Origin of the sequence: Demequina muriae, from assembly GCF_030418295.1 — a bacterium.
GTDB lineage: Bacteria > Actinomycetota > Actinomycetes > Actinomycetales > Demequinaceae > Demequina > Demequina muriae.
In genome coordinates, this window is the sequence record NZ_JAUHQA010000001.1 from 916,574 (window position 1) to 935,208 (window position 18,635).

An 18,635-nucleotide genomic window follows, 5' to 3' on the forward strand; every position below is an offset into this window, starting at 1 on the left:
CCGCCCCTTTTCTGCACCCCCGCCCGTTAGTCTGGCGGCATGCCACTGCACATCACCGGAGCCGCAGACGCCGCCCTCATCGAGCTGCCGTGGGAGATCCCGCTGAGCGCATGGCCGGAGGAGCACATCGCCGCACTGCCGCGAGGGCTCTCGCGCCACGTCGTGCGGTTCGTGCGCCATGGAGACGGCGTGCTGGCGATCAAGGAGACCAACCCCGAGATCGCGTACAAGGAGTTCAGCATCCTTCGCGAGCTCCAGAGGCTCGATGCCCCCACGGTGCACCCGGTCGCCGTCGTGACGGGCAGACGAACCCCCTCCGGCGAGGAGCTGTCGGCGGCGCTCGTCACCGAGCACCTCGCCTACTCGCTGCCGTATCGGGCACTCTTCGCCTCGGCCATGAGGCCCCGCACTCTCAAGCGACTCGTCGGCGCGCTGTCGGTGCTGCTCGTGAGGCTGCACCTGCTCGGTTTCTACTGGGGAGACGTGTCGCTGTCGAACGCGCTGTTCCGCCGAGACGCCTCCGAGTTCTCGGCGTATCTGGTGGACGCGGAGACGGGAGACCTGCAGACGCGTCTCACGGACGGGCAGCGGGCATACGACCTCGAGATCGCGACCACGAACATCACCGGCGAGCTCCTGGATCTCCAGGGGTCGGAGGATCTGGACGAGAGCGTGGACCCGCTGGAGATCGGCGAGCGCCTCGAGAAGCGCTATCGCGAGCTCTGGTCAGCGCTCACGGAGGTGTCGACAGCGACGTCGAACGTGCGCATGCGCGTGGCCGAGCGGGTGCGACAGCTGAACGAGCTCGGGTTCGACCTGGGCGAGATCGACATGGAGCAGACCGAGGACGGCACCGCGATCGCGATCCGTCCGAAGGTCGTGGACGCGGGCTTCCACCAGCGCCGGCTGATGCGGCTCACGGGGCTCGATGTGCAGGAGAACCAGGCGCGCCGACTGCTCAATGACCTGGATGAGTTCCGGGCGTGGAACGACGACCCCGGCATGGATGAGGCTCACGCCGCGCACGACTGGTTGACGCGCATGTTCGAGCCGACCGTGCGGGCCGTGCCGCGTGGCCTGCGGGGCAAGCTCGAGCCGGCGCAGGTGTTCCACGAGGTGCTCGAGCACCGCTGGTATCTCGCCGAGTCGGCGGGCCACGATGTGCCGATGCCGGTGGCCACCGCGTCTTACGTCAAGCACGTGCTGCCCAAGAAGGCCGACGAGAAGGCGGTGCTGGGGCGCTCGCTCGCGGAGATGACGGCCGAACTGCCGGCGCTCACCGAGGAGCACGGCGACACGTTCGAGCTGCCCGACCCCTATGCGAACGACAACACCCACGCCTGGGGCGGGGTGCCGGAGCCCGAGGACGAGGAGCCGCCTACGGTGGAGCGGCGGTCCCTCCGGCCCGTGACAGCGCCCACGTTGCCGACGGCGCCGACCGCAAACTAGCGAGTGGTTGCCGACTCTCCGTCGGACACCAGCCAGTCGCGGAAGTCGCTGAGGTCCGAGAAGTCCAGGCGGCGCGTGTTCACGAAACTGACGGTGTCCACCAGGCGGATCGCGCGGCCGATGACGTCCCTCTCCAATGCCACGCAGCGGTCGATCTCGCCGGGCTCGAGGATGTTCTGGTAGAGGCTGTCGTTGAGGTCCTCGGACTGGAGAATTCGGTCCACGATCTCGTCGGCGTCAGTCTCCGTCGACAGCTCGAAGTCCTCGCCTTCCTTGATGAGGAACACGATCCGCGCCATCGCGCGCTTCTTGCCCACACGGAAGTCGGGGTACAGCTCCTCGGCGTGAACCCGGGTCGAGATCAGGAACTCCTGCTTCGTGGTTCTCTCGAGCACCGCGCGCATGAAGTCCTTCATGCGTACCTGAGCGCGGATCGCCCACGGCAGCCGCGCGCCTCGCAACGATGTCACGTTGTATGCGAAGAGGTGCAGCGGGCGCAGATAGGGGCGGACCATGCCGGTCGCGGTGTCGACCAGCAGCAGATCGTCGCCGAGGACGCGCATGCCCTCCCCCAGCAGTCCCAGGGTGAGGGTGGTCTTGCCCGTGCCACCGAAGGCAGGAAACACGTAGGCGGAACGACCCTTGGTCACCCCGGCAGCGTGCATGAACAGCACGCCTTGCTCAAGGAGCTTGTAGTACGCGATGGGCTCGATGACCTGGGCCTGGAGGAACAGTGTGACGACGTTGGTGTACACGCGCGCCGCCGGGTGGTCGCGAAAGAAGATCTCTACGTGATCAGAGTGCAGGCCACGGATCAGGTACTCATAGTGGAAGAACTTCTTGAACTCGAGCTCGCGCACGATGTCGCCCGGCTGGGCGGTCGGCAGCTGGGAGACGATGTTGGCGCTGATCTTGAGGGGGCTATCGCCCGTCGATGTCGATACCCGGTCATACTCGTTCGCGAAGTAGTCGTGGTACCGCTTGCGATCCGCGCGCACGCCGATCTGGAGTTCTGGATGGATGGACCATTCCGACTTCATCGCCCTACTACTGCCTTTCGACCACGGCCTTGCGCGCCTCGTAGAGTGCGATGGACGCGGCGACGGATGCATTCAGGCTCTCGGTGTCGCTGCTGATCGGGATGGATGCAATCTGGTCGCACGCCTCGCGCACCAGGCGCGACAGCCCCGATCCCTCGGACCCGACCACGATCACCAGCGGCCCGTCGAGCAGCTGCGAGTCGGCGATCTCGACCTCTCCACCACCGTCGAGGCCGATCACGAAGAGGCCTGCGGCCTTGTAGGCCTCGAGGGTGCGCGTGAGGTTGGTCGCGCGCGCCACCGGCAGGCGCGCGGCGGCGCCCGCGGACACCTTCCACGCGGCCACGGTGACGCCGGCGGCGCGCCGCTCGGGCACCACCACTCCGGTCGCCCCGAACGCCGCTGCGGATCGCATGATCGCGCCAAGATTGCGCGGATCCTGGATGCTGTCGAGCGCGATGATGCGCGCCTGGCCCTCGATCTCGAGGAGGTCCTCTGGCGCCGCGTAGTCGTACGGCGGGACCTCGAGCGCGACGCCCTGGTGGGGGCTGCCTCCGGCGAGGCCGTCGAGGGTCCCCTTGGTGACCTCGCGGACCTCCACTCCGGCCTCGACGGCGAGTGACACGATCTCGGTGATGCGGTCGTCGGCGTCGATGCGGTTGAACACGGAGAGCGACAGCGCGGGGAGTTTGGTGCGCAGTGCCTCGAGAACGCTGTTGCGACCGATCACGAGCTCGTGAGAGCTCGACGTCCTGTCGCGAGGCGTCGTCTTGCCCGCGCGCTGAGGGCGCTTCGCGGCCTCGGACTCCGCCTTCTTCTTGAGCTTGTAGGCCTTGTGATAGGGCCGCTCTTCGGCTCGCGGAGTGGGGCCCTTGCCCTCGAGCGCCCTGCGCCCCTTGCCACCGGTGCCGACCGAGGCGCCCTTCTTCGTTCCTGAATTGCGGGTCGCGCCGCGTCGCTTCGAGTTACCAGCCATGCGCTCAGGGTAGTCGGGCTGCGGGCCGAGGCGCGCATCGGCCGTCTGTCCCGTCCCGCCGACCGTGCGAACCATCGCCGAGCCCGACACCCCGTGGCACGGCGCCGGTGAGGTCATCAACGCGGCGTGTCGCGCCGATTCGGGTTCGCAGTGTCGGTGGAGAGGGCCGGCGTCCGGGGCCTTCGGGGCGTACGGGACTTCGTCAGGGCGGCCGATGCGGGGGCGGGTGGGACCGGCGCGGCGTCAGTCGTCGGCGGAGAGCGACCAGCGCACGCCGTCGGCGCCGTCCTCGACCACGATGCCGGCGGCCGCGAGGCGGTCGCGGATCGCGTCAGCGGTGGCCCAGTCCTTGGCGGCGCGCGCCTCGGCACGCGCGTCGATGTCGGCACGCACCATCGAGTCCAGGGCAGCCATCGCGGCGGAGGAGCCAGCGCCAGCGCCCGACCACTCGGGGGCCCCCGGGTCGAGCCCCAGCACGTCGAGCATCGCGCGCACCGACAGCAGAGCCGTGGCAAGCGCCGTGTCGTCCCCGGCCGTGAGCGCCGCGTTGCCCGCCCGCACCGTCTCATGCACGTGAGCCAGAGCGCGTGGGACGCCGAGATCGTCGTCCATGGCCGTCACGAAGGGCTCGGGCAGCGGCGCGGCCGCCACCTGCTCGGTCGTCACCGCACCCACCTTGTCCGACGCGCGCACGATGAAGCCGGACAGCCGGGCCCACGTGGCCGCGGCGTCGTCCATGGTCTGCTCGGAGTACTCGAGCATGGAGCGGTAGTGCACCTGTGCGAGAGCGAGACGGAGCGCGGGCGCCGGATAGTGCGCGAGCACCTCGGTGACCAGCAGGCCGTTGCCCAGCGACTTGGACATCTTGGCGCCCGACTGCGTCACCCACGCGGAGTGCATCCACATCCGTGCGAACGGATCGCCTGCGGCTCGCGACTGCGCCTGCTCGTTCTCATGGTGCGGAAAGCGCAGGTCGAGCCCGCCGCCGTGAATGTCGAACTCTCGTCCCAGATAGCGCCGGGCCATGGCCGAGCACTCGATGTGCCAGCCCGGCCGGCCGCGGCCCCATGGAGAGTCCCACCCTGCCGTCTCGGGCTCGCCGGCCTTGTGCGCCTTCCACAGCGCGAAGTCCCGCGGGTCACGCTTGGCGTCCGCCGGCGCATCGGGCGCGGGGGTGAGGTCCTCGAGCGCCTGGCGGGTGAGCGCGCCGTACTCCGGGAACGAGTGCACGTCGAAGTACACCGAGCCATCCAACTCGTACGCATGGCCGTTGTCGACCAGGGTCTGAACCAAGGCGATGATCTCGGGGATGTGGCCGGTGGCGCGAGGCTCAGCGGCGGGGGCGCGCACGCCGACGGCGGCGTATGCCGCCTGGAACTCGCGCTCATACCGCAGCGCCCACGCCCACCACTCGACGCCCGCATCGGCCGCCTTGGCGAGCGTCTTGTCGTCGATGTCGGTGACGTTGCGGACCATCGTGACGTCCTGTCCGTTGCGTTCCAGCCAGCGCTGCAGCACGTCGAACGCGACGGCGCTGCGCAGGTGGCCCACGTGGGGGCTGCTCTGGACCGTGGGACCACACAGGTAGATGCCGACCTTGCCGGTCTCGAGCGGCACGAAGTCGCGCTCGGTGCGGGTGGCGGTATCGAACAGGCGGAGGGTCACGCGTGCCAGGCTACCGGGGGTCACGCGTGAACACGAGCGCGGTGGCGATCGCCGCGACCCCTTCGCCGCGGCCCGTGAGGCCGAGTCCGTCCGTCGTGGTGGCGGTCACCGTCACCGGCGCTCCCGCGGCCGCCGTCAGCGCCTCCTCGGCCGCAGCGCGCCGAGGGGCAAGCTTGGGCCTGTTGCCGAGCACCTGGACCGCGACGTTGCCGATCTCGAATCCGGCGGCGCGCACTCGCGCGGCCGTCTCCGCGAGCAGCGCCGCTCCACTCGCTCCGGCCCACTCGGGCCGGTCCGTGCCGAAGTTCGACCCGAGGTCCCCCAGCGCCGATGCGCTGAGCAGCGCGTCGCAGGCGGCGTGCGCCGCCACGTCGCCGTCGGAGTGGCCGCTGAGCGGCGTCTCGCCCGGCCACGACAGGCCCGCGAGCGCGAGCTCGCCGCTCCCGGCCTCACCGAACGCGTGCACGTCGACGCCGATGCCGGTCCGAGGGATCATGCGCGTCCCCCTGAGAGCGACTGGGCGATGTGACGCGCGAGCGGCAGATCGCTCGGCCGCGTCACCTTGAAGCCCCACTCGTGGCCGTCCACGGCGACGATGCGGTGGCCGAGGGCGCGCGCGAGCGTCGCGTCGTCGGTCGCAGGCGGGGTGCCGTGCGCTTCCGCCACCCGGTGGGCGTCGAGCGCGACGCGGGCGCGAAAGGTCTGAGGGGTCTGCACGGCGCGGAGGCCCTCGCGGTCCACCGGATCCCCGATCACGCCGTCCGGGCCGGGAGCGCCGATCAGGGTGTCCACGACCGGCAGCACCGGGATCGCCCCGTCGGCGCCCGCGTGCACCGCGTCGATGGTCGCGGCCATCACCTCGGTCGGCTGGAACGCTCGAGCGGCGTCGTGGATCAGCACGATGTCGTCGGGGTCGAGCATGAGCGCCCTCAGTCCCGCGGCGACGGATGCCTGCCGGGTGTCGCCGCCAGGGACGACGAGAGCGTCGACGCCTGCCTCGACAAGAGCCGACCGCACCGCGTCGACGGCGAGCGGAGGCGCCGTGACGACGATCCGTTCGGCGACGTCAGCGATGCGCGACGCCGCCCATGCGACGAGCGCACGCCCCTCGAGGGGCACCAAGGCCTTGGGCACCGGAACTTTGGGCGCCGTGCCGTCAGGCGAGTGGGCCCCGAGCCTGGTGCCCGAACCCGCGGCCGTGATCACGGCCGCGACGGTCACGAGGCGAGGACCTTGTCCAAGCGCTCCTCGGCGGTGTCTTCCGTGCACTTCTCAGCGAGCGCGAGCTCCGACACGAGGATCTGGCGGGCCTTGTGAAGCATGCGCTTCTCCCCCGCTGACAGACCCTTGTCGGTGTCGCGGCGCGACAGGTCGCGCACGACCTCGGCGACACGGATCACATCGCCGGAGGCGAGCTTCTCCACGTTCGCCTTGTAGCGACGCGACCAGTTGGTGGGCTCTTCGATGTACGGCTCGCGCAGCACTCCGAAGACCTTCTCGAGGCCGGCCTGGTCGACGACGTCGCGGACGCCCACGAGGTCCACGTTCTCGGCGGGAACCTCAATGGTGAGGTCTCCCTGCGCGACCTTGAGCTTGAGATAGATCTTCTCTTCGCCCTTGACGGTGCGCTTCTTGATGTCCTGGATCTTCGCCGCACCGTGGTGCGGGTAGACGACGGTCTCGCCGACGACGAAATTCATGATGGAGGTGAGCCCCTTCTTCGCGGAAGACCCATTCTACCACCGCGACACGCTGCCTTAACAGGCGCTCTGCGTGTTGTCCAGCACCGACGCGCCGGTGACGGTCCGCGTGAGGCACCAGTATCCTTGTCACAGCCCCGCCTCGAAAGGAATCGCCGTGAAGTCCCTCGTCTCCGCCGGTGCCGTCGTCGCCGCCGCGCTGGCGCTCGCCGGCTGCAGCTACGTGAACCCGATCACCACTCAGGACAACTACGCCGCCTCCGACGGCACTCAACTGCTGACCGAGGACTTCGAGGCGCTCAACCTCATCGTCGTGTCCGCCGGGGAGGGCGAGCCCGGCGCGCTCATCGGACGCGTCTACAACGACACCGACGAGGAGATCGAGTTCGAGATCTCCTTCGACGCCGAAACCGCGACCACCGTTCCCGTGCCGGCGCGCTCCTCCGTCCAGCTCACCCCGCTCGACGGCGTCGAGGTGCCGGGCACCTCGCCCGTGATGGCCGGACTGCTCGCCGAGGTGGGCTTCGCCACCGGGGCGAACGGCTTCCACACGGTGCTGGTGCCGGTGATGGACGGCACGCTCGCGGAGTATCAGCCGGTCGTCGACGCACTGGGCTGAGTCAGACTTCCGGGCCCGACCTGCGGCCGATGCGAGGGCCGGGTCCAGACACGCAAGAAGCGCCGGTCCCTGACGGGGCCGGCGCTTCTTGGCGTTGAGGGGGTCGGCTCAGCCGAAGCGGCCCGAGATGTAGTCCTCAGTCGCCTTCTCGGACGGCGTCGAGAACATCGTCGGGGTGTCGTTCATCTCGATGAGCTTGCCCGGCTTGCCGGTGCCCGCGATGTTGAAGAAGGCGGTGCGGTCGGACACGCGCGCGGCCTGCTGCATGTTGTGCGTGACGATCACGATCGTGTAGTCGTTCTTGAGGTCCGCGATGAGGTCCTCGATCGCGAGCGTCGAGATGGGGTCGAGCGCGGAGCACGGCTCGTCCATGAGCAGCACGTCGGGCTTGATCGCGATCGCCCGCGCGATGCACAGGCGCTGTTGCTGACCGCCGGAGAGCGATGATCCGGGCTTGTCCAGGCGGTCCTTGACCTCTTCCCACAGGTTGGCGCCCTTGAGCGAAGTCTCGACCACCTCATCGGCCTCGGACCTCGACATGCGCTTGTTGTTGAGCTTCATGCCCGCGAGCACGTTCTCCGAGATCGACATCGTGGGGAACGGGTTGGGCCGCTGGAACACCATGCCCACGTGACGGCGCACCGTCACCGGGTCGACGTCCTCGCCGTAGAGGTCGATGCCGTCCATCAGCACCTCGCCCTCGGTCCGCGCACCGGGGATGACCTCGTGCATGCGGTTGAGAGTGCGGAGGAACGTCGACTTGCCACAGCCCGAGGGACCGATGAATGCGGTGACCGAATTGGGCTCGATCGACAGGGACACGTCCTCGACAGCGAGGAAGCTGCTGTAGTAGACGTTCAGGTTGTTGATGTCGATGCGCTTGGACACAGGTGGGCTCCGGTTCCTTCGGCTCAGCGGCCGGTCTTGGGCGAGAAGTACTTGGCGATCAGGCGAGCGATGAGGTTGAGCGCCATGACGATGAGGATGAGGACGAAGGCTGCGGCCCACGCACGGGTCTCCGCGATGTTGGCCACGCACGCAATCGTGTCGTCGTTGCAGGGAGCATCGCCCTTGCGCCACTCGGCGACGATATAGACGGGCAGGCTCATCATGCGGCCGTCGAACAGGTTGAAGTTCATGGAGTCCGCGACGCCCACGGCGATCAGCAGTGGTGCGGTCTCGCCGATCACGCGGGCGATCGCGAGCGTGACGCCCGTGGTGATGCCGGCGATCGCCGTGCGCAGCACGACCTTGATGATGGTGAGCCACTTGGGGACACCCAGCGCGTACGCCGCCTCGCGCAGCTCGTTCGGCACCAGGCGGAGCATCTCCTCCGAGGAGCGGACCACCACCGGGATCATCAGCACCGAGAGCGCCACTGCACCGACGATGCCCAGCTTGGTGCCTGGCCCGACGATCAGTGCGAAGACCGCGTAGGCGAACAGACCGGCGACGATCGACGGGATGCCCGTCATCACGTCCACGAAGAACGTCACGGCCCGCTTGAGCCCGCCCGAACCGTACTCGACGAGGTAGATCGACGTGAGCAGTCCGATCGGCACCGAGATCACGGTCGCCGCCAGGGTCATGAGGATGGTGCCCCACATCGCGTGCAGGATGCCGCCCTCCGGCATGCCGCCGAAGATGTTCTGCATGGTCTGGTTCAGGAAGTCGAGGTTGAAGTTCGCCTCGCCGTTGCCGTCGATGAAGAACCGGTCGAGACCCCGCGTCACCACAGTGATCGAGAGCCACACGAGCGGAACCAGCGCGATGGCGAACGCCGTGTAGACGACGACCGTCATCCCCTTGTCGGTGAACTTGCGCCTGCCGCTGAGCTGACCGAGCGGAGAGGTCGTGGAAGTGGGGGTCATGGTGGTCTCAGCCATCAGTTCGCTCCTGAGAATTCGGACCGGCGGGACACGACCCAACGGGCGAGCATGTTGACGAGGAGGGTGATCACGAACAGGGCGAGACCCATCGTGATGAGCGCGGACACGCCCGCGCCGTTCGCCTCGGGGAACTGCAGGGCGATGTACGCCGCGATCGTGTTGTGCTGGCCTGCCTGGAGAAGCGACGCGACGTAACTGAGTCCGGGCGACAGGATCATGTAGACGGCCATGGTCTCGCCGAGTGCGCGGCCCAGGCCCAGCATCGTCGCGCCGATCATGCCGGAGCGGCCGAAGGGGATGACCGCCATGCGAATCATCTCCCAGCGCGTGGCGCCCATCGCAAGCGCGGCCTCTTCGTGCAGCACGGGCGTCTGCAGGAACACCTCGCGCGTCACGGCGGTGATGATGGGGATGATCATGATCGCGAGAACGATGCCCGCCGACAGCGCGACACGGCCCGTCGTCGACACCTCGCCTGTGGCGGGGTCGGGGGCGAACAGCGGGATCCACCCGAGAGTCGAGCCGAGCCACTGGTAGAAGGGCTGCAGCACCGGCACCACAACGATCGCTCCCCACAGGCCATAGACCACTGAGGGGATGGCGGCGAGCAGGTCGATCAGGTAGCCGAGGCCCTGCGCCAGCCTGCGCGGCGCGTAGTGCGAGATGAACACCGCGATGCCGAACGACAGCGGCGTAGCGATCAGCAGCGCGATCGCGGAGATCAGGATCGTGCCGTAGACCAGGTAGCCGATGGTCGCGATCAGCGTCTCGGTCGATTCGGTCCCGAGCCAGCCGACCTGCTCGTCGAGCTCAGCTGCCGACGCGGTCATCGCGGGCCACGCCTCGATGAGGAGGAAGGTCGCCACGGCGGCCAGAGTGACCAGAATGAGGCTCGCGGCTCCAGCCGAGAGTCCCCCGAACGCACGGTTCGCGAAGGCGCCGGGATGGGCGGAGTAGTCGGCTTCGGTGGCGGGGGAGTCCTGCTCCTGCGAAGTCGTCACGCGCGCTCTTTCCATGGGTGTGAGAGGGGGAAGGCGATGGTGGGCCCATCCTTGCGGACGAGCCCACCATCGGTCCAGTCCAGCAGGTACTTAGCCCGCTGCGATCGTGTCGAGGATCTCGGTCACGCGTGCTCCGAGCTCATCGCCGATGGGCGACGAGCCGGCCGCGGCGGCGGACTGCTCCTGTCCCTCAGCGGACGCGATGTACTTGAGGTACTCGGTCACGAGCGCGCGCTCGTTCTCGTCGTCGTACTGCTGGCAGACGATGTGGTACGACACCAGAACGATCGGGTAGGCACCGGCCGCGTCAGGAGTGCGGTCGAGCTCGTAGGCCAGGTCGTTCTCGCCGTTCGCACCCTCGGACAGGGGCGATGCGGTCACGACGGCGGCCGCAGCCTCAGGCGAGTACGGCACGAACTCGCCGTTCACGTCCACCGCGACGGTGCCGAGCGAGCCGGCGCGCGAGGCGTCGACGTAGGCGAAGGATCCGGGCGTGTCCTGGACGATCTGCATCTGGCCAGACGTCGCGGGGCCCGACTCGCCGACGTTCACGGGCCAGTTGCCCGTGACCTCGTAGTCCCACTCCTCGGGCGCTGCGGCCGCGAGGTAGTCGACGAAGTTCTCGGTGGTGCCGGACTCGTCCGCGCGGTACACGGGAGTGATGGCGTCGCCGGGGAGCTCGGCGTCGGGGTTCAGCTCGGCGATGGCCGGGTCGTCCCACGACGTGACGTCGCCCTTGAAGATCTGAGCGATCAGGGCGGGGGTCATGTTGAGCTGCTCGACGCCCTCGAGGTTGAACACCACGGCGATGGGCGAGATGTACAGCGGCAGGTGCACGGCACCCGAGTCGCCGTCGCAGGCCTCGACAGCAGCGGCGTACTCGTCGGAGTCCATGAGCGCGTCGGATCCGGCGAACGACACTGCGCCCTCGCCGAACTGCGTGCGCCCGCCGCCCGAGCCGATCGGGTCGTAGTTGACGGTGGCCTCAGGGTTGAGCTCCTGGAAGCCTGCGCGCCACGAGGCGACAGCGGCTTCCTGCGAGGACGCGCCTGCACCGCTGATCGAGCCGGACAGCGCGACAGGTGCTTCGCTCTCGGAACCGCCGGGGGCGGCCGAGTCGGTGGTGTCGGTCTCTTCGTTGGTCGGCGAGCACGCCGCCAGCGCAAACGTCAGCACGGCCGCCGAAGCGATGGCGCCGGTACGAGTGGCAATCTTCACAGTCGAGTTTCCTCACTTGCTTGGTGGACCCGGCTTGATGCCGGACGCTCTCCAAGGTAGGGACGGCAGGTAACGGCTTCCCATGGCGAAACTGAACGCTGGATGAACGTTCCGTGAACGCCCCAGCGCGTCGAGCCTGCCGTGACCAAAATGTTACCCCTCGAAGGTGTAGCCGACCCCGCGCACCGTCTGAATGAGCATCGGCTCGGAAGGATCAACCTCGATCCGGCCGCGCAGTCGCTTGATGTGGACGTCGAGGGTCTTGGTGTCGCCGAAGTAGTCGGCGCCCCATACACGGTCAATGATGACCTGGCGCGGGAGCACCCGGCCCGCGTTCTGTGCGAGCAAGTGCAGGAGCGCGAACTCCTTGGGGGGAAGCGACTGCGCCTCGCCGTCCCTCGTCACGCTCAGCCGCTCGGGATCGAGGGTGAGCCCGCCCACGGTCAGGCGCTCTGGCTCGTCCGGAATGCCCGCCGCGCCCAGGTGCTGACGTCGCAGGACCGCTCTGATGCGCGCCACCAGTTCGCGGCCCGAGTACGGCTTGGTGACGTAGTCGTCCGCGCCGAGCTCGAGGCCGATGATCCTGTCGACCTGGTCATCCTTGGCGGTGACCATGATCACGGGCACGTCGGACCGTTCCCTGATGGTGCGGAAGACGTCGGCCCCCGACATGCCGGGCAGCATCAGGTCGAGCAGCACCACATCGGCTCCGTCACGCAGGAACATCTCGACGCCCTTGGGCCCGGTCTCCGCCAGCAGCACGTCGAAGCCCTCGCGCGCCAGCAGGTACTTGAGGGAGTCCCGATAGGACTCCTCGTCCTCGACCACCAGTACGCGTGCCTCACTCATGTGTCCTCCTGGATAGCGTCCGCCGCATCGGCCGATTGCTCGTGCACGGCGAGACGAATGGTGAAGGTCGAGCCCACGGCGGGCTGCGACCACAGCTCTACGGCGCCCGAATGCTGCAGGGCGACGTGCTTGACGATCGACAGGCCGAGCCCGGTGCCGCCGGTCTCACGCGACCGTGCCGGGTCCGTGCGGTAGAACCGTTGGAAGATGCGGTCCTGATCCTCGGGAGCGATGCCGATGCCCTGGTCGATGACGGAGATGCTCGCCACCTCTCCCTCCACGCTCAGGGTGGTGGCGACCTTGGACCCGGCGTCCGAGTAGTTCACCGCGTTCTCGACGAGGTTGCGCACGGCCATCGAGAGCAGATCGCGGTCGCCCATCACGGTGGGTCGCGCGGACACCTCGGTGACCAGGGCGATGCGCTTGTGGTCGGCGGTGAGACGCACGCCCTCCTGCACCTCGGCGATCACGCCGGCGAGATCCACGGCCTCGTACTCCATCACCGACTCTCCGCCCTGCAGGCGCGAGATCTCGACGATCTCCTGGATCAGCTTGGTCAGCCGCCGGGTCTCCTTGCGGATCTTCTTGGCGAAGTCCCGCACCATCTCCGTGTCCTCGGCGTTCTCCTCGATGGTCTCCGCGAGCAGCGACAGCGCGCCGACGGGCGTCTTGAGCTCGTGCGAGACGTTGACGGCGAACTCCCGCCGCGTCTGCTCCGCGGCACGCTGCTCCGTGTTGTCGTTGGCCACCGCGAGCGCGAGCTCCTGGTTCAGCGGAGTGACGCGCACGTGAACGATGCTCGACGACCCCAGCACACCCCGCTTGATCTCCACCTCGTCCTCGACCGGCGCATCGGCCCGCCATGCCCGCTCCGCGAGGTCGGCGACGCCGGGGTGGAGCGCGCCGTCCGGACGCGCGACGCCCAGCGCGGCGGCCACGGTGTTGGAGAAGGCGCTGCGGCGGTCGCGTCGCACCACGGCCGCGCCTGACTGCAGCACGGCGAGCACCTCTCGGGTGCGGTGCGGCACCAAGGTCGAGGAGACGCCCTGGCTGCGCACCTGGCGACGGTGGACGACGGCGCCGATGGCGGCTCCCACAGCGAGCGCGACGGCAGCGACCAGCCACATTTCGGGGGGCATGGGGTCACAGTAACCACACGCACCACGGTTCACCCAATGTTCAGGGGCGTCACCGAAAGTTCACCCATGCACCAGTGGGTTCCTTCCGCGCCGCCGGGGGCGGATGACACACTAGGGGCAACGTCACACCCCGAGGAGAACCATGCGCACCCTGTTCACCGCAGAGATGTCGGAGCTTGCCGACGACCTGACGACGATGGCCCGCCACGTGGAGTCCGCCATCACGCGCGCATCCGAGGCGCTGCTCACTCAGAACGTCGAGCTCGCCCAGCAGGTCATCGCCGACGACGCCAAGCTGGATGGTCTCGAGGAGACCGTCGACGAGCGATGCGTGCTGCTCATCGCTCAGCAGCAGCCCGTGGGCCTCGACCTGCGGAGCATCGTCGCGTCGCTGAGGATCTCGGCGGCGCTCGAGCGCATGGGCGACCTCGCCCAGCACATCGCCGAATCCGCGCGCCGCGCTTACCCCGGCTCCGCGATTCCCGCGGGCCACGAGGAGATCTTCGCCGGCATGGCGGAGGCGGCCAAGAAGGCCGCGACGGAGGTCATCGAGCTGCTCGAGACCCGCGACCTCAACGTCGCGGCGGGGATCGTCTCGGATGACGACGCCCTCGACCAGCTCCACTCGCTGGCGTACAAGACGATGCTCTCCGACGAGTACTCCGGCTCCACGCAGGAGACGCTGGACATCAGCCTGCTCGCGCGCTACTTCGAGCGGTTTGGCGACCACGCCGTGGGCGTGTCCCGCCGCATCGTGTACTTGGTGACCGGCGACGTGACGGGCGAGCGCGGCCGCATCTAGCGCGCACCGCCCTCGCCGGCCCCCGCATCGGCCGTCGGGACAAGAACGGGCCCCCTGCCACTGGCAGGGGGCCCGTCCTGTTCGGCCACGCGATGAGAGGGTGACCGAGAGTCCTTACTTCTTGCCCTGGTTGGCGACCGCCTGAATGGCCGCCGCGGCAGCGTCCGCATCCAGGTAGGTGCCGCCGGCCTTGACCGGCTTGAGGGTCTCCTCATCGAGCTCGTAGACGAGCGGGATGCCGGTGGGCACGTTCACGCCCACGATCTCGTCGTCGCCGATGCCGTCGAGGTACTTGATGATCGCGCGCAGCGAGTTGCCGTGCGCCGCCACCATGACGGTCTTGCCGTCCTTGAGGTCGGGCACGATCGCGTTGTCCCAGTAGGGCAGGGCGCGCTCGAGCACGTCCTTGAGGCACTCCGTCTTCGGGGTCGGCTCGCCGGCGTAGCGGGGGTCGCCCTCCTGCGAGTACTCGTTGTCGGCGGAGATCTCCGGCGGCGGCACGTCGTACGAGCGGCGCCAGGTCATGAACTTCTCCTCGCCGAACTGCTCGAGGGTCTCGGCCTTGTTCTTGCCCTGCAGGTCACCGTAGTGGCGCTCGTTGAGGCGCCAGTCGCGCTTGACGGGGATCCAATGACGGTCCGCCGAGTCGAGCGCCAGGTTGGCGGTCATGATCGCGCGGCGCAGCAACGAGGTGTGCACCACGTCGGGCAGCACGCCCTCGGCCTTCAACAGCTCGCCACCGCGGACGGCCTCGCCCCAGCCCTTCTCGTTGAGGGGCACGTCGACCCAGCCGGTGAACAGGTTCTTGGCGTTCCATTCGCTCTCGCCGTGGCGGAGCAGGATCAGTGTGTAGGTCATGAAAACAGCCTAGCGCCGATGCGCGGGCGGGGCTGTGGGCCCACGGTCCCGTCCCGCCCGGGTACAGATCCTTCCTCCCCGGCGCCCCATGAGCGCGAACTGGGTACAGAACCTTCCTCCAGGGAGGGGGCGAGGCGGGTCAGGCCGGGTGGGCGACGACGCAGGCGGGACTCGGCAAGGGGGCGGTCGAGAACGGCAGCGTGGCGATGTGGCCCACCTCAGGCTCGGGCGGCAGGGCGAGCACATCGGCCAGCGCGAACGTCCGGACCTCGTGCCCCCGCTCGGCGCCCACATGCAGGCGGTCGCCCACCACGGCGAAGTGGCGCGGCCAGTGCCCCGCGTCGAAGCACCCGCGGTAGCGGGGCTCGCCCTCCGGCGACAGGTCCACCACCGAGATCACGTCGCAGCCCCGCACTCCCAGCAGGAGCACATCGTCCGTCGCGAGCAGCACGTGGGAGTCGTTGATCTCGTCGCCGGTGCGCTGCGGTGCGGTGGTGCTCGCGATGTCGAACACCACGGCGGCGGTGCCCGATGCGGCGTCCCAGCGGAGCGCGCGCAGCCGGTGGTCGAGCTCGGACAGGACATAGATCCACTCGCCTCGCACCGCGAAGTGGCGCGGGCCCGCGCCGGGCGGCAGGGTGGCGGCGATGCCGTGATCCTCGAGCAGTCCGTCCTGCTGGATCGCGTACCGGCGCAGCTCGTCGGTGCCGAGATCGGCCACCAGCACGTGGTGCCCGCCGGGCCCGAAGCCGGCCGAGTGCGCGTGGGACGCCTCCTGGCGGTCCTCGCGCGGGCCGGAGCCCTCGTGACCGAACACCTGCGCCGGGACGTCGGCGAGCGGCATCCCCTGCTCGTCGAGCTGCACGACCGCGAGATCCCCGCTCATGTAGTGGCTCACGTACAGGGTGCGGGCGTCGCCGCTGAGAAGGAGGTGACAGCCCGAGGCGCCGCCGGTGAGCACCGTGGAGACCACGCGCGGCTGCTCGGGATCGCTCACGTCGATCGCGTGCACCTCCGTGTCGTCGGTCTCGCTGATCGCATAGAGCAGCGCACGATCCGGGTGCGCGACGACGAACGACGGGGTGGGGAGCTCGAGAGCGAGGTGAGCGTCGGCTGCAGTCTGTCGCCACAGGCCCTCGCCCAGTCCGGACGGGGTGCCCAGGCCGGCCTCGGGGTAGGTGCCCCACCAGACGGCGCCGTGCTCGGACACCTGAGGGATTGCGTCGGTCATCATGCTCCTCTCACACGCGCGCGGCCCCGCCCGAAGTGGGCGGGGCCGCGCGACACGTGCTCAGTTGGCCTTGGTGTAGGCCTCTCGAATCTCAGACGAGATTCGACCACGTTCCGACACCTCGAAGCCGTTGTCCTTGGCCCACGCCCGCACCTTCGCGGAGTCCGAGCGGCGTGACCGCGTCGCCCCGCCGCGCTTGGACGTCACGCGGCGCGCGCGATCGGTCCAGGTCTGGAAGTCCGCACGCATCTGTGCCGCATTCTCTGCGGAGAGGTCGATCTCGTAGGAGACATTCTCGAGCGAGAAGCTCAAGGTCTCGGTGGCCTCGCCTCCATCAACATCATCGACGAGGACAACCTGCACTCTCTGTGCCATCTTCCACCCTTTCTGAAGCGGTGCGCTCAGAATTACACGCGCCATGGGAATCCGTCAAACAGTGCAGCATTCGCGCCTATGAGAATATTCCCGAGGGATTTGTCGAACGTTTCGAGAATGCACCGCCGCTATTGTGGTCAACCCTGCTGCGGGGCGTTCTCCGCTTCGTCGGGCGCCTCGTCGGAAGGGTGACCAGCGGCATCGTCGTTGCGCGCGAGCGCCGCGCGCTCGTGACGATCGGCACGCACCACCGCGCGCATCGCGAACCAGAACAGCAGACCGACGCCGATGCTCGGAATCAACCCGGCAAGAATGGCACCCCAGTCCATGCGTCAGTCCTCCGTGGGCTTCACGAGTGGAAAGGTGATGGTCTCGCGAATGCCGAGGCCGGTGAGCGCCATGAGCAGCCGGTCCATGCCCATGCCCATGCCACCCGCGGGCGGCATCGCGTGCTCCATAGCGGTGAGGAAGTCCTCGTCCAGTCCCATCGCCTCGTCGTCGCCCTGCGCGGCCATGCGCGCCTGCTGCTCGAATCGTTCGCGCTGCACCACCGGGTCCACCAGCTCGGAGTAGGCGGTCGCGAGCTCGAAGCCGCGCACGTAGAGGTCCCACTTCTCCACGATTCCCTCATGGACCCGATGGTCACGGGTGAGGGGGCTGGTCTCCACAGGGAAGTCGCGCACGAACGTGGGGGCAGTCAGCGCGTCGCCCACGTAGTGCTCCCACAGTTCCTCGACGAGCTTGCCGTGGTTCACGCGCTTGGGGTCCACGGACACGTCGGCCGCGTCGCACCACCGCTGCAGCTGATCGATCGACGTCCGTGGCGTCACCTCTTCGCCGAGTGCCGCGGACAGCGACCCGTACATGGTGAGCTCCGCCCACTCCCCCGACAGGTCGTATTCCTCGCCGCTCGCGAGCGTGACGATCTCACTGCCATACACGTCTCGCGCCGCGCCTTGAATGAGATCGCGCGTCAGCGTCGCCATGGTGTCGTAGTCGCCGTAGGCTTCGTACGCCTCCAGCATCGAGAATTCCGGCGAGTGCGACGAATCCGCGCCTTCGTTGCGGAAATTGCGATTGATCTCGAAAACCTTCTCGATTCCACCGACCACCGCGCGCTTGAGGAATAGCTCGGGGGCGATGCGAAGGAACAGGTCGATGTCGAACGCGTTCATGTGCGTGGTGAACGGGCGCGCCGCCGCACCGCCGTGCTGGGTCTGCAGCATCGGCGTCTCGATCTCGATGAATCCTCGCGAATGAAGCGACTCACGGAGGCTCCGCATCACCGAGGCGCGATTGCGCACCATGTCGCGCGCGATCGGCCGCGCAATGAGGTCGACATAGCGTTGGCGCACGCGCGTGTCCTCAGCGAGGTCCTTGTGCAGCACGGGCAGGGGACGCAACGCCTTGGCGGCGATCTCCCAGCGGTCCGCGAAGACGGACACCTCGCCCCGGCGCGACTTGATGACGCGCCCGTGGGCGAACAGGTGATCGCCCAGATCGACGTCCGCCTTGAAGGCCGCCAGCGACTCCTCGCCCACCTCGGCCAGGCTCAGCATGATCTGCAGGCGCTCCCCCGCACCGTCCTGGATCGACGCGAAGCACAGCTTGCCGGTGTTGCGCACGAACACGACGCGGCCGGCCACGCCCACGACGTCGGCGGTCTCCTCACCGGTCTCGAGGCGGTCGTACTCGCGCTTGACGTCCGCGATCTCGTGGGTGCGAGGCACCGAGACCGGGTAGGCCTGTCGGCCCTCCGCGATGATGCGGTCGCGCTTGGCGCGGCGCACTCGCATCTGCTCGGGTACGTCGTCAGGAGTGGTG

General features: G+C 68.5%; 20 protein-coding genes. 3 read left to right on the plus strand and 17 right to left on the minus strand.

Features of this window, described 5'->3' with window-relative positions; all coding sequences use genetic code 11:
• Positions 1-39: 39 nt before the first annotated feature.
• A complete protein-coding gene (locus QQX02_RS04235; RefSeq protein ID WP_301141433.1) occupies positions 40-1,449 on the plus strand; it encodes a DUF4032 domain-containing protein in 1,410 nt (469 codons plus the stop codon).
• On the opposite strand, the gene QQX02_RS04240 is transcribed toward QQX02_RS04235, so the two are convergent.
• The 6 genes from QQX02_RS04240 to QQX02_RS04265 form a co-directional block, all read right to left on the minus strand.
• Entirely contained in the window at positions 1,446-2,489 is a 1,044-nt protein-coding gene (locus tag QQX02_RS04240) for a hypothetical protein (protein ID WP_301141434.1), read from the minus strand. The two genes, QQX02_RS04235 and QQX02_RS04240, sit on opposite strands and share 4 nt — an antisense overlap.
• Positions 2,490-2,496: 7 nt before the next feature.
• Complete coding sequence (gene rlmB, locus QQX02_RS04245; RefSeq protein WP_301141435.1) at positions 2,497-3,465, minus strand: 23S rRNA (guanosine(2251)-2'-O)-methyltransferase RlmB; 969 nt, start codon at positions 3,463-3,465, stop codon at positions 2,497-2,499.
• 243 nt (positions 3,466-3,708) lie between these two features.
• On the minus strand, positions 3,709-5,130 hold the full coding sequence (cysS, locus tag QQX02_RS04250; protein ID WP_301141436.1) for a cysteine--tRNA ligase: 1,422 nt from the start codon (positions 5,128-5,130) through the stop codon (positions 3,709-3,711).
• Between the two features lie 10 nt (positions 5,131-5,140).
• Complete coding sequence (gene ispF, locus QQX02_RS04255; protein ID WP_301141438.1) at positions 5,141-5,626, minus strand: 2-C-methyl-D-erythritol 2,4-cyclodiphosphate synthase; 486 nt, start codon at positions 5,624-5,626, stop codon at positions 5,141-5,143.
• On the minus strand, positions 5,623-6,351 hold the full coding sequence (locus tag QQX02_RS04260) for an IspD/TarI family cytidylyltransferase (protein WP_301141440.1): 729 nt from the start codon (positions 6,349-6,351) through the stop codon (positions 5,623-5,625). The genes ispF and QQX02_RS04260 overlap by 4 nt, the downstream gene beginning before the upstream one ends.
• Positions 6,348-6,830 carry a CarD family transcriptional regulator gene (locus QQX02_RS04265; RefSeq protein WP_301141442.1) on the minus strand — a complete coding sequence of 161 codons (483 nt, stop codon included), beginning with the start codon at positions 6,828-6,830 and terminating at the stop codon, positions 6,348-6,350. Before QQX02_RS04265 ends, QQX02_RS04260 begins: the two co-directional genes overlap by 4 nt.
• 157 nt (positions 6,831-6,987) lie before the next feature.
• Between QQX02_RS04265 and QQX02_RS04270 the strand changes: the two genes are divergently transcribed.
• A complete protein-coding gene (locus QQX02_RS04270; RefSeq protein ID WP_301141444.1) occupies positions 6,988-7,449 on the plus strand; it encodes a hypothetical protein in 462 nt (153 codons plus the stop codon).
• A 108-nt stretch (positions 7,450-7,557) separates the two neighbouring features.
• Here QQX02_RS04270 and pstB read toward each other — a convergent pair whose 3' ends face one another.
• The 6 genes from pstB to QQX02_RS04300 form a co-directional block, all read right to left on the minus strand.
• Positions 7,558-8,337 carry a phosphate ABC transporter ATP-binding protein PstB gene (pstB, locus tag QQX02_RS04275; protein ID WP_301141446.1) on the minus strand — a complete coding sequence of 260 codons (780 nt, stop codon included), beginning with the start codon at positions 8,335-8,337 and terminating at the stop codon, positions 7,558-7,560.
• Between the two features lie 23 nt (positions 8,338-8,360).
• Entirely contained in the window at positions 8,361-9,335 is a 975-nt protein-coding gene (gene pstA / locus QQX02_RS04280; protein ID WP_301141448.1) for a phosphate ABC transporter permease PstA, read from the minus strand.
• On the minus strand, positions 9,335-10,339 hold the full coding sequence (gene pstC, locus QQX02_RS04285) for a phosphate ABC transporter permease subunit PstC (protein WP_301141449.1): 1,005 nt from the start codon (positions 10,337-10,339) through the stop codon (positions 9,335-9,337). The genes pstA and pstC overlap by 1 nt, the downstream gene beginning before the upstream one ends.
• 90 nt (positions 10,340-10,429) lie before the next feature.
• Positions 10,430-11,557: a phosphate ABC transporter substrate-binding protein PstS gene (gene pstS / locus QQX02_RS04290; protein WP_301141450.1), complete on the minus strand. Its 1,128-nt coding sequence runs from the start codon at positions 11,555-11,557 to the stop codon at positions 10,430-10,432.
• Between the two features lie 153 nt (positions 11,558-11,710).
• Positions 11,711-12,406 carry a response regulator transcription factor gene (locus tag QQX02_RS04295; protein ID WP_301141452.1) on the minus strand — a complete coding sequence of 232 codons (696 nt, stop codon included), beginning with the start codon at positions 12,404-12,406 and terminating at the stop codon, positions 11,711-11,713.
• A complete protein-coding gene (locus tag QQX02_RS04300) occupies positions 12,403-13,545 on the minus strand; it encodes a sensor histidine kinase (RefSeq protein ID WP_301141454.1) in 1,143 nt (380 codons plus the stop codon). Before QQX02_RS04300 ends, QQX02_RS04295 begins: the two co-directional genes overlap by 4 nt.
• 142 nt (positions 13,546-13,687) lie before the next feature.
• On the opposite strand from QQX02_RS04300, the gene phoU reads away from it, so the two are divergent.
• Entirely contained in the window at positions 13,688-14,347 is a 660-nt protein-coding gene (gene phoU / locus QQX02_RS04305; RefSeq protein WP_301141456.1) for a phosphate signaling complex protein PhoU, read from the plus strand.
• Between the two features lie 114 nt (positions 14,348-14,461).
• Here phoU and QQX02_RS04310 read toward each other — a convergent pair whose 3' ends face one another.
• The 5 genes from QQX02_RS04310 to lysS form a co-directional block, all read right to left on the minus strand.
• Positions 14,462-15,205 carry a phosphoglyceromutase gene (locus QQX02_RS04310; protein WP_301141458.1) on the minus strand — a complete coding sequence of 248 codons (744 nt, stop codon included), beginning with the start codon at positions 15,203-15,205 and terminating at the stop codon, positions 14,462-14,464.
• 139 nt (positions 15,206-15,344) lie between these two features.
• Positions 15,345-16,436, minus strand: coding sequence for a lactonase family protein (locus tag QQX02_RS04315; RefSeq protein ID WP_301141461.1), 1,092 nt, complete (start codon positions 16,434-16,436; stop codon positions 15,345-15,347).
• 60 nt (positions 16,437-16,496) lie between these two features.
• On the minus strand, positions 16,497-16,811 hold the full coding sequence (locus QQX02_RS04320) for a histone-like nucleoid-structuring protein Lsr2 (protein ID WP_301141463.1): 315 nt from the start codon (positions 16,809-16,811) through the stop codon (positions 16,497-16,499).
• A 137-nt stretch (positions 16,812-16,948) separates the two neighbouring features.
• Positions 16,949-17,140, minus strand: coding sequence for a hypothetical protein (locus tag QQX02_RS04325; protein WP_301141465.1), 192 nt, complete (start codon positions 17,138-17,140; stop codon positions 16,949-16,951).
• A gap of 3 nt (positions 17,141-17,143) precedes the next feature.
• On the minus strand, positions 17,144-18,607 hold the full coding sequence (lysS, locus tag QQX02_RS04330; RefSeq protein ID WP_301143656.1) for a lysine--tRNA ligase: 1,464 nt from the start codon (positions 18,605-18,607) through the stop codon (positions 17,144-17,146).
• Positions 18,608-18,635 lie beyond the last annotated feature (28 nt).